General features: G+C 67.1%; 1 pseudogene. It reads right to left on the bottom strand.

The window, feature by feature from the left end:
- A pseudogene (locus tag QSK36_RS43325) lies at positions 1–255 on the bottom strand (ATP-dependent Clp protease ATP-binding subunit ClpC); the annotation flags it as partial.

Raw genomic sequence — 255 nt, 5'->3', positions numbered from 1 at the left:
GGTTGTTCTTGGTCCTGCGGGAAAGGACCTGCATGACCCGCTCGATCTCCTTGTCCCGGCCGATCACCGGGTCGAGCTTGCCCTCCCGCGCGGCCTGCGTCAGGTTACGCCCGAACTGGTCCAGCACCAGCGAGGTCGACGGCGCCGACTCCTGCGGCCCGCCCGCCGCCGCCGGCTCCTTGCCCTGATAACCGTGCAGCAACTGAATGACCTGCTGACGCACCCTGTTCAGATCAGCGCCCAGCTTCACCAGCA

Origin of the sequence: Microbispora sp. NBRC 16548 (assembly GCF_030268985.1) — a bacterium.
Lineage (GTDB): Bacteria > Actinomycetota > Actinomycetes > Streptosporangiales > Streptosporangiaceae > Microbispora > Microbispora catharanthi.
The sequence above is the reverse complement of the archived record's forward strand: the minus strand, read 5'-3'. Positions and strand labels throughout refer to the sequence as shown.